The organism is Pedobacter sp. (genome assembly GCF_040513095.1).
In the GTDB taxonomy this organism is placed as follows: Bacteria; Bacteroidota; Bacteroidia; order Sphingobacteriales; family Sphingobacteriaceae; genus Pedobacter.
The window spans coordinates 1-9,484 of record NZ_JBEVDX010000024.1 but is presented as its reverse complement, the minus strand read 5'-3'; the positions used below and the strand labels follow the sequence as shown (position 1 = coordinate 9,484).

Below are 9,484 nucleotides of genomic sequence, written 5' to 3'. Positions count from 1 at the left end.
ATGGGAAGAAGCTACTCATATCAGCATGGGAAGATTTACTCATATCAGTTTGTCCGGCGTAATTGGCAAATGCCTGATCCGTTTTCCTGTAGCATGAAATACAGCGTTCGCAACTGCCGCAGAGAAACCAATCATTCCAATTTCACCCAGGCCTTTGGCACCCACCGGGTCCAGGATACTGTCATCCTTGTCTATAAATTTCACTGTAATATCAGGAATATCTGCACATACAGGAAGATGATAATCTGCAAGGTTATTGTTGATATAACCTCCTGTCCGGTGATCAATTATCCCCTCTTCCATCAACGCAACGCCAATTCCCCACACTACAGATCCATAAACCTGGCTCTCGGCAGTTTTGTGGTTGATCACCTTTCCGCAATCCACTACAGTTACCACCCTGTTTATTCTAACCACTCCCGTCAGGGGATGTACCAGTACCTCCACGAAATTAGCGCAGAAGGACTTTCCGGAATGCGTCTTTTCTTCCGGCCCGGCTTTTGATTCTTTGGTAACCAGCAATTCAGGGAGTTGATTTGTTTTTAACAGCTCTTTACAGGAGATTTTCTCCAGCCCGTTTTTTGTCTGAACAAACCCGTTCTGCACAACAATCTCATCTTTTGACCTGCCTTTGAAGCCTGGATGTGCCCCCTTCAGCGCCAGGTTGATAACCTGGTCGGTTAAAGCCATGCATACATCATGAACGGCAGAGCCGACCGAAGCTGTAGTATGCGAACCAAACTGGCCTGGTGCCGGGGGCAGGCTGGAGTTGCCCCATAAGAAACGGACATTTCTGATATCTGTCCCCAGGCGTTCCGCTGCGATCTGCGCAAAAACAGTTGCTGATCCCGGACCTGTATCTGCAACGGAGGTTTTAACAGTGTAACTCCCATCTGCATTGAGCTGGGCACTTGCAGCTGAAGCTTCCCTGGTTGCTTTATATATCCCGGCACTCATCCCCATCCCCAGCATGTATCCTTCAGAGGTCATCGCAGATGGAATTGGATTGCGCTTTTCCCAACCAAATATCCGCGAACCCTCCCGGTAACATTCTTCCAGATGATTACTTGTCCAGGGAATGTTTTTCTCGGGATCCGTGTCAGCAAGGTTCATTATCCTTAGTTTCACAGGGTCTATTTTCAGGGCATAAGCAAGTTCGTCCACCGCAGATTCCAGCGCAAATGAACCTGTTGTCTCCCCTGGGCCCCGGGCATGCGTAGGTGTACTCACATCGAGCGGCACCAGCTGGTAACTGGTTTGCAGATTCGGACAGCGGTACATTGACTTTGTAGGGTCGGTTATACGCTCCACAAATTCCTCATAAACTGATGTCATTCCTTTTGCTTCATGCCTTATACCTACAAAAATGCCCTTCTTCGTTGCGCCGATACTGAATTTCTGCACCGCATATGGGCGGTAACCGATCATATTAAAAACCTGCTTTCTTTCCATTGCCACCTTGAGGGGCCTCCCAATAACTTTCGCACCCATCACTGCGGCCATTTCATGGGGCCACACCCTCGATGCACTGCCAAAAGCACCACCCACAAATGGAGCATTTACCTCCACCTGGTCTTTTTCCAGATTAAAATAATTAATAAATGCATCTTTTGTTCCCTGTACAAACTGCGTTTTGTTATAGATTATCAGTTTACCCGAAGGTAGCCAGTGGGCTGTAGTAGCATGGGGCTCCATACTATTATGCACTTGTATTGGGGTATGGTATTCTTCTTCTATGCTTACCTCTGCCGTTCTCCAGGCATCCGCATTTCCCCTCAGGGAATCCGTTGGTCGGTGTGGAGTAACCGCATTAGAAAGGTGATCCAGCAGATCTGTCTGGTGTTGCTCCTTATCATACACCACTTCAACTAAAGAAGCTGCAAAGGTTGCCTGCTCTAGGGTTTCTGCTACAACGAGCGCTACCGGCTGGTTATGATGCATTATGCGGTTATCATAAAACAAGCGGTATTCCTGACCGTAATAACGGGTTTTTCGCTGATCTACTGGTTTATCATAGCCAGGCACCCGGGGCCGGTTTAAATGACTGATGACAGTTAACACACCTGCCGCTCCGCTTGCTTTATCAGATTGTATTGATTTTATCGAACCTCTCGCAATCCTGCTGGTTACCATTACCCCATAAGTCATATTTTCCAGGGGATATTCAGCAGCATATTGGGCAGCACCGGTTACTTTTAACCTTCCTTCTATCCGGTTCTGTGCGTCTGCAGGATGCTTTAGCGCTGCTGAGCTGGATGTTTTAATCTCGAACTTATCCATGTTATACTATCTCTGTTTATTAGCTGCCTGATGGCTACCGAAGTTCCTGATTGTCAATAACACCCGCAACGGACTAAAGTTTATCTCATTTCAGAAAAAAAACCATCTCTACGCTATTGTAAAGATGGCATACCACAAATTATTGTGTCTGGAGTGCTGCTTCACTAGTCCGGCAACTCTTCAATGCTGCGTGGTTCTATCCTCGGCTGTGCATTCATGTGATGCCTGTATTTTGATGAAGTTTCATAAGCCAGCCTGCGCACCCTCATGATATTCCCCAAAGGCCGGTGTTCCGGCAGGCAATGAAAAGGATTAAAGCTCAGCACATCATCACCGTAAACCCTGCGGGCGGGACTGGTAATATCCTGTGCTGAAATAGTAAGCCTGGCAATTGGCTGGTAAGGGCTGTCATCTTCCATCCACTGCACAGATCCGTCTTCTACTGGCATCTTTTCAAGGTCAGTGCATAACTGTGCCGACAGTTCATATTCGGCAGTCTGATTTTTGAAAAACTCAGTTACAATCGTCGTCAGGAAAGTTTCTGGTTCATTCTTCCTTAACTCAGGATCCATCTCCTTACCATGCAGGGCAACAACATTTTCAGACTTTGGCGCAATCGAAATCTTTGCGATGAAATCTCCGAAACGGATTGCTGCCATACTGAAATACCTGTCTCCCAGCAAGTGTGATCCCGGCGTACCAAAATCATTGGGGTCTTCCTCTTTGCCCAGGACATTTTTAATCTTCCTCCCTGCAACCAACATCGCGCCCTGCACCGATTGAAACAGATCGGGCGTATTGATGTATTCCTCAATTTTCTTTTGCTGGTCAAGATAATCCTTAACAGTACCGGTGGGGATGATCGGATAGTTCACAAGCAAAAAATCCTGTGTAAGCGCATCTTTGTCTTCAGGAAGCAGCTTTTCTCCTTCCACACCGATAATTTTGATGGCCATGCCCCGCTGATTGGATTTTTTGTCAGGCTCAATCATACCCGGTGCCGATGAAAACCTTATGATTACCGGATACTTTTTAGGTTCCCTGAATAATCCCTGTGCCAGATGCACCGGAAGGTTTTCATAAATTTCCAGTTCAGCGCGTAATATACCGTGGTTTTTAGCATGGGCATCCCTGACTGCGTGCCGGTAACGCTCAAACATAATTTTGTTTACACGGGCCATCGTATCTACAACAGCCTGGCTGTCCTGGTCTTCATTGGGTTGTTTCACTTCTACATTGTCCGAATAGGGTACGTAATTTTGCATTTCTATAGGTTTTGACATATCAGAAAGGTGTATATTCTGGTTTGGAACACAGGCAGCACCTGATATGTTTACATACAGCCCGTATTTCACATCCCTGAAAGTTGTACGTTAGCCGGTCTTACTATTACTCACATTGTATGTAAGAAAAGCAATCAATTCAAGAATTTCCAATGTTTTTACAGACCTGAGGATGGCAATAGTATTGTCTCCGGAAAACCTGTATATAAAATCTCAAAAAAAATTTGCGAAACCGAATAGTTGCATATATATTTGCAACCGAACAGTTTCATATAATAGTGTTTATGAGAAGAGATATTTTTCAAGCCGTAGCAGATCCTACAAGAAGAGCCATTATTGCTTTGATTGCGATACAGGCGATGACTCCAAACGCTATTGCCGAAAACTTTGACTCCAGCCGGCAGGCAGTATCAAAACACCTTAAAATCCTGATTGAATGTGAGCTGATCAAACAGGAACATCAGGGAAGAGAAATCTACTATTCTCTTGAAGTTGAGAAAATGCAGGAAATAGACCAGTGGCTGGCACAGTTCAGGGCCATCTGGGAAACCAAATTTAACCAGCTGGATGAGCTGTTGGCAGTAATGAAAAATCAAACTAAAAAATAGAACATTATGGAAAAGAACCTCTTATTTGAATTTACAGTTAACAAACCTGAAAAGACCGTATACATCAGCAGAGAATTTGATGCAGAACTTCCATTGGTCTGGGATGCATTCACTACAAAAGAACTGTTGGATCAATGGGTGGCACCCAAACCCTGGACGGCCAGAACAAAATACATGAACTTTGAAGTTGGCGGACGCAGATTTTATGCGATGGTAAGTCCCGAAGGTATGGAACGCTGGTCCATACAGGAATACACCTCCATTACACCAAAAACCAATTTTAAAATGTATAATACTTTTGCGGATGCAGAAGAAAATAAAGAGCTGCCGGGTTCAGCATGGGACTATAACTTCAGCGAGCAGAATGGCACTACTACAGTGAGCATTACGATCTTTAACGAGTCGCTTGACCGTATGGAAAAGATGATTGAAATGGGCTTTGAACAAGGCTTCAAAATGACGATTGATAACCTGGATAATTTGTTGGCATCGCTAACAAAGAAATAATGTTTAATGTTCTCTTTAGCATTTCAGGATACCTGAAACGATAAGAGAGAATAAAAATGACAATTGATCAGGGATGCGGGGCACATGAATAAGCTCTTAACTTAGCTTGCTGCTGTCCGGCATCTCTTTCTTTTTTTCGATGAACGCTGCTTAGAGATTCTTTATTATTCCCGCAACAAAATCCTTAATCAAGTAATGCATTTGAAATGATTTCAATACAGTAATTGTGTTTTTCGGCCTAATTTAACTGGCGGTACATCCTGTGCATAACCTGCATGTGCGGAGCGGTAAGAACAGCTAATCCCACAACCGTGTAAAGAACTAAGTCGCTGTTGTTCAACATGGAGAAAGCAGCCCATCCCAAAACCGAAACTCCAATTAAAGCGATCAGACTGTTTGTAAGAGTTTCCTTTACCAGCAGCACCGGACTGACGGATTTATCAAGTAAGAGGTAACAGATAATATTGTTCAGGGAAATCAAAGAGTGCCAAACCACAAAATAGAAACTGAAACTCAGAAGAAGCGGTAATTTATAAACAATAATGCTCAGCAGGCTCAGCAGAATCAACTGGCGCCAGTGTAGTTTGAAGAGGTGTTTGTTGTAAAAGAAATAAAGACTGCCAATGGCAATAAATGAGAATGAAATTACGCCGAGAATCACTGTATTATAAATATTTATCCACTCTAATACCTGCACAGTTCTGACATCCGGGTGTAGCCTCTCCAGGCCCTTATATATCTTGTCAAAGTCGGGTAGAAAAATCAGCCCCAGAATAAACATTCCATAAATAAACATGAAAATATCCCCAGCCATGCTTTCGGTTATAAAACCCTGCAAATCAGTTTCTCCAAAATGGTAAGCTGCCAGTAATAAAAATAACATCAGCCCTAAGGAGGGAAAAGAAAGCAGCAACACTAAAAACAATGCAATGTTGCCCAGGTACATCAGGTTGAATTTTGCTTTTGAGAATTTACGCTGGCTGTTTCTCGAATTTTGTGAGGCAATCAGCAGATCTGCACCACCATGCGGGATCCCCAGAACAATGATCCCTAGTAAAAAAAATATAAACTGCCCCTGTTCAGAAACAGCATATAAGTATCCATTGACACCGAATAATATCAGACCGGCAATTACGATGGAGATCCTTAGCAAACTCAATTCGTTTCAACAAATGAAATCCTGAATTCAGTTTTCTCGCTTTCAATGCTGTTTACGGTTATTGTGCCACCTAATTTTTCAACCTGGGTTTTAACCATGAACAGACCCATTCCCTTGCCGGCGATATGCTGATGAAAACGCTTGTACAGTCCGAAAATGTTGTTCCCGTTCTTCTCCATATTGATACCAGTTCCATTGTCCGTAAATATGAGCTCCAATACGTTACCGGTCTTCTGACTTTTGATGCTGATCAGGGAGGGAACATCCTTTCTCCGGTATTTGATACTGTTAGAGATCAGGTTATAAAATATACTGTTCAGATATGATTTAATAGTGTTTATTCCCGTTACTGCCGAAAAATCATAGCTGATCACACAACTTTGCGGATCCACTAAGTCAGTAGTTATCTTCATGATGTCTTTGGTAAGATTTGCGAAATCTACTTTCTCCCTGTTGTTGAAAACATCACCTTTCACACTTAAAATATGATTGAGATCCCGTACGATGTTATCCAGCTTCACTACAGATTCGTTTATCCCCCTGGTGAGCTGCTCCCTGTCTTCATGACTTGTATCAAGGTCAGACAATATATTCGTAGCCCCAATAATGTTGGCTATCGGCGCTCTGAGATTGTGCGAAATGATGTAGGTAAATTGTTCCAGCGCCGCGTTACGTTCTACCATGTCCTCAATAATGTGTTCTCTCTCCTGGTTGGCAGCTATTCGCGGGCTGATGTCCCAGTTAATGCCGATCATTCGAACCGGCTTATTATCCACATCATATTCAACAAGCCCGGTAGCACGCAGATGACGTACTTGCGCATCGGCTCCGTTGATCCTGAATTGGGTATCATATTTCTCTTCACCTGCAATCGCTCTTTCCATCGCTTCGGTTATACTTACCCTGTCTTCAGGGTGTACCCTGTGGTACCACGATTCGTACGCTGAACTGAATTCACCAGGTTGTATCTGGTAGAGCTGGTACATGGTTTCGTCCCATTCCAGATGATTGTTCAGTAAGTCCCAATCCCAGATCCCGATATTTGCACTTCTTGTAGCAAGCAATAAACGGTGATTTAGATCTGTGAGCTCCCTACTGGACTGTCTGCGTTCTTCGCGCTGTTGTTTTTTCTCCCGGTATTTATTGATCAGACTTGTAATCGCTAAAGGTAACCTATGCAGGCGGTCTTTGATGATATAGTCATCTGCGCCATCCTGCATCACCTTCACTGCAAATTCATCAGTCATGGACGAGGTGATCAGGATGAAAGGGATAATCAGCCCTGACTCCTTCACCATTTCCAGCGCTTCCTGGGAATCGAAATCCGGCAGTGAGTGGTCAGACAATATGATATCAGCCGGATATTCTTTCAGTGCCTGGCTGAACTTACCTTTGGTTCTTACTACCGATAAGTCAAAATTGAGCCTGGCCTTTATCAAAGTTCTTTTAATCAGCTCTGCATCCAAATCCTCGTCTTCCAGCAGTAATATTTTCAGTTTTTCTAACATTCTAGGTATGATGAGGTGGATGATTGTGGAGGAGCCAATACATGCCCATTGCATTTACCACCTGCGAAAAGCTTTCGAAATCCACAGGCTTTACAATGTAACTGTTTGCCCCAAGCAGATAGGCCTGATCAACGTCAGGATGCTCTTTAGATGATGTTAACACCACCACCGGTATTTTATAGGTAGTTTTGTCGCCCGCTATCCTTTCAAGTACTTCAAGACCGCTCACCTTGGGCATCTTTAAATCCAGTAAGATAAGTTTGGGTTTATTGTCAAGGTCCCGCCCCGTATACTGGCCGGTCCCATAAAGGTAATCCAGCGCAATGGCACCATCTCTTAAATGAAGTATATGCTTAGCCACATCATTTCTTCGCAATGCCCTTATAGTAAGTTCTGCGTCGTGTATACTATCCTCGATTAAAAGGATCTCTATTTCTTTATTATCCATTTGTGCCGAGGGTGATTATTTGGGTAAACTAAAATAAAATACAGCCCCTTCGCCTACCACTGCCGTAGCCCAGATCTTACCGCCATGTTTTTTGATGATGCGCTGTACAAGTGCAAGTCCCACCCCCACTCCTTCAAATTCCTCTGCGTCATGCAGCCGCTGAAAAACACCAAAGAGTTTGTGCGCGTACCGCATATCAAAGCCAACTCCGTTATCTTCTATTTTGTAGATGATGGTATTTTCTGTGTCTTCGCAAGTAATATTTATACGGGGGGATGGATTTTGAAAAGAATATTTGACTGCATTGGACAAAAGGTTCATCCATACCTGAATGATCAGGGCCTTGTCAGCCAGGACAGGACCTAAATTGCTTGTGGTTATAGTCGCAGTATGGGGAGTTGTCCTCATAAAATCTTTCAATGCGTCAGACACCAGCAAATTCATGTCAACATGGGTCTTAAAGATTTCTTTCCTTCCAAGCCTCGAAAAAGAGAGCAGGTCATCTATCAAAAAACCCATTTTTTTGGCACTTTCCCTTATAATCGAAAGTAACCTGTTGCCCTCATCATCGAACAGCAGATTGTACTCATCATGCAGGATGCTGGCATATCCGTTGACGATTCTGAGTGGTGCGCGCAGATCGTGCGACACCGAATAGGAAAACGATTCGAGCTCTGCGTTTACATTTTCCAGCTCCTCTGTACGGTTAATAATTTTCTGCTCCAGGGCTTCATTCAACTTGCGGATATCTTCCTGGTTGAGCATACGTATGTTGTCTTCTGCAATTTTCAGTTCGCGGTTGGCTATAAGCAATTCATTAGCCCGTTTTTCTTTTTCCTCGTTCTGAAATTGCAGTTCCTTGTTGGCTATAATCAGCTCATTTGCCCTTTTCTCTTTCTCTTCGTTTTGAAAAGCAAGTTCTTTATTGGCAATGACCAGTTCTGCAGCGCGCTTCTCTTTCTCTTCGTTTTGAAAAGCCAGTTCTTTATTTGCAATGATCAGTTCTGCCGCCCGTTTCTCTTTCTCTTCATTTTGAAAAGCCAGTTCTTTATTTGCAATGATCAGTTCTGCCGCGCGTTTCTCTTTTTCCTTATTTTGAAGTGCCAACTCCTTATTAGCCACTAGTAGTGCTGCGCGGCTTTCATCGCGGGAATGCAACTTATCACTTCCGATCTTTATATCATTATAAGCCGGGAGTTCCTTGTGTTCGGGTGATGATACTTGCTTTTTATTCTGGAGATCGGGCATGGCGTCAATAAGTCAATAACAGATAAGATTTGTGGATGAGAAGAAAAGCGTAAAGTATCTTACCAATAACCCAATGGTAAGATACATTTATAATTGCGAATTATCTACAATACTGAAATATTCTCAATGTACCTTTCTTCTTATTAATGCCACAGCAGAGCCATAGCCACCGTTATAAACTTTCACACCCGAGGCTGTAGTAAACAATGTAGGTATGCAGCCAGATTCAACGAGAGCACTGCAGTGACAAGACATAAGTTTTTTTTCATAAGATTTATTTTGTTTTAGATCAACAAAAGAAACCTCTTCATATGAACTCATCATTAACCCGCGGATAATTCCCCTGATTTCTTTAACTCACATCCTTTTCCATTGGGCAATCGACAGACATCAGCGAACTGATTTTTACATCCAGAATAACCGCAATTTTAAATAGCCTCTCT

The 9,484-nt window shown here is 43.4% G+C and carries 8 protein-coding genes; 2 read left to right on the top strand and 6 right to left on the bottom strand.

The window, feature by feature from the left end; genetic code table 11:
* Positions 1-39 precede the first annotated feature (39 nt).
* Complete coding sequence (locus tag ABWY16_RS03805; protein WP_353903326.1) at positions 40-2,280, bottom strand: xanthine dehydrogenase family protein molybdopterin-binding subunit; 2,241 nt, start codon at positions 2,278-2,280, stop codon at positions 40-42.
* 164 nt (positions 2,281-2,444) lie between these two features.
* Positions 2,445-3,545: a catalase family protein gene (locus ABWY16_RS03800; RefSeq protein WP_353903325.1), complete on the bottom strand. Its 1,101-nt coding sequence runs from the start codon at positions 3,543-3,545 to the stop codon at positions 2,445-2,447.
* A gap of 302 nt (positions 3,546-3,847) precedes the next feature.
* Between ABWY16_RS03800 and ABWY16_RS03795 the strand changes: the two genes are divergently transcribed.
* Both ABWY16_RS03795 and ABWY16_RS03790 read left to right on the top strand, forming a co-directional pair.
* Entirely contained in the window at positions 3,848-4,171 is a 324-nt protein-coding gene (locus ABWY16_RS03795; RefSeq protein ID WP_353903324.1) for an ArsR/SmtB family transcription factor, read from the top strand.
* A 6-nt stretch (positions 4,172-4,177) separates the two neighbouring features.
* Positions 4,178-4,678 carry an SRPBCC family protein gene (locus ABWY16_RS03790; protein ID WP_353903323.1) on the top strand — a complete coding sequence of 167 codons (501 nt, stop codon included), beginning with the start codon at positions 4,178-4,180 and terminating at the stop codon, positions 4,676-4,678.
* Between the two features lie 238 nt (positions 4,679-4,916).
* Here ABWY16_RS03790 and ABWY16_RS03785 read toward each other — a convergent pair whose 3' ends face one another.
* The 4 genes from ABWY16_RS03785 to ABWY16_RS03770 are packed head-to-tail and all read right to left on the bottom strand — an operon-like array spanning position 4,917 to position 9,041.
* Positions 4,917-5,837 (bottom strand): Brp/Blh family beta-carotene 15,15'-dioxygenase, encoded by a 921-nt coding sequence (locus ABWY16_RS03785; protein WP_353903322.1) that lies wholly within the window; start codon positions 5,835-5,837, stop codon positions 4,917-4,919.
* Positions 5,834-7,345 (bottom strand): sensor histidine kinase, encoded by a 1,512-nt coding sequence (locus ABWY16_RS03780; RefSeq protein WP_353903321.1) that lies wholly within the window; start codon positions 7,343-7,345, stop codon positions 5,834-5,836. Before ABWY16_RS03780 ends, ABWY16_RS03785 begins: the two co-directional genes overlap by 4 nt.
* A gap of 1 nt (position 7,346) precedes the next feature.
* Entirely contained in the window at positions 7,347-7,793 is a 447-nt protein-coding gene (locus tag ABWY16_RS03775) for a response regulator (RefSeq protein WP_353903320.1), read from the bottom strand.
* Between the two features lie 15 nt (positions 7,794-7,808).
* A complete protein-coding gene (locus ABWY16_RS03770; protein ID WP_353903319.1) occupies positions 7,809-9,041 on the bottom strand; it encodes a sensor histidine kinase in 1,233 nt (410 codons plus the stop codon).
* Positions 9,042-9,484 lie beyond the last annotated feature (443 nt).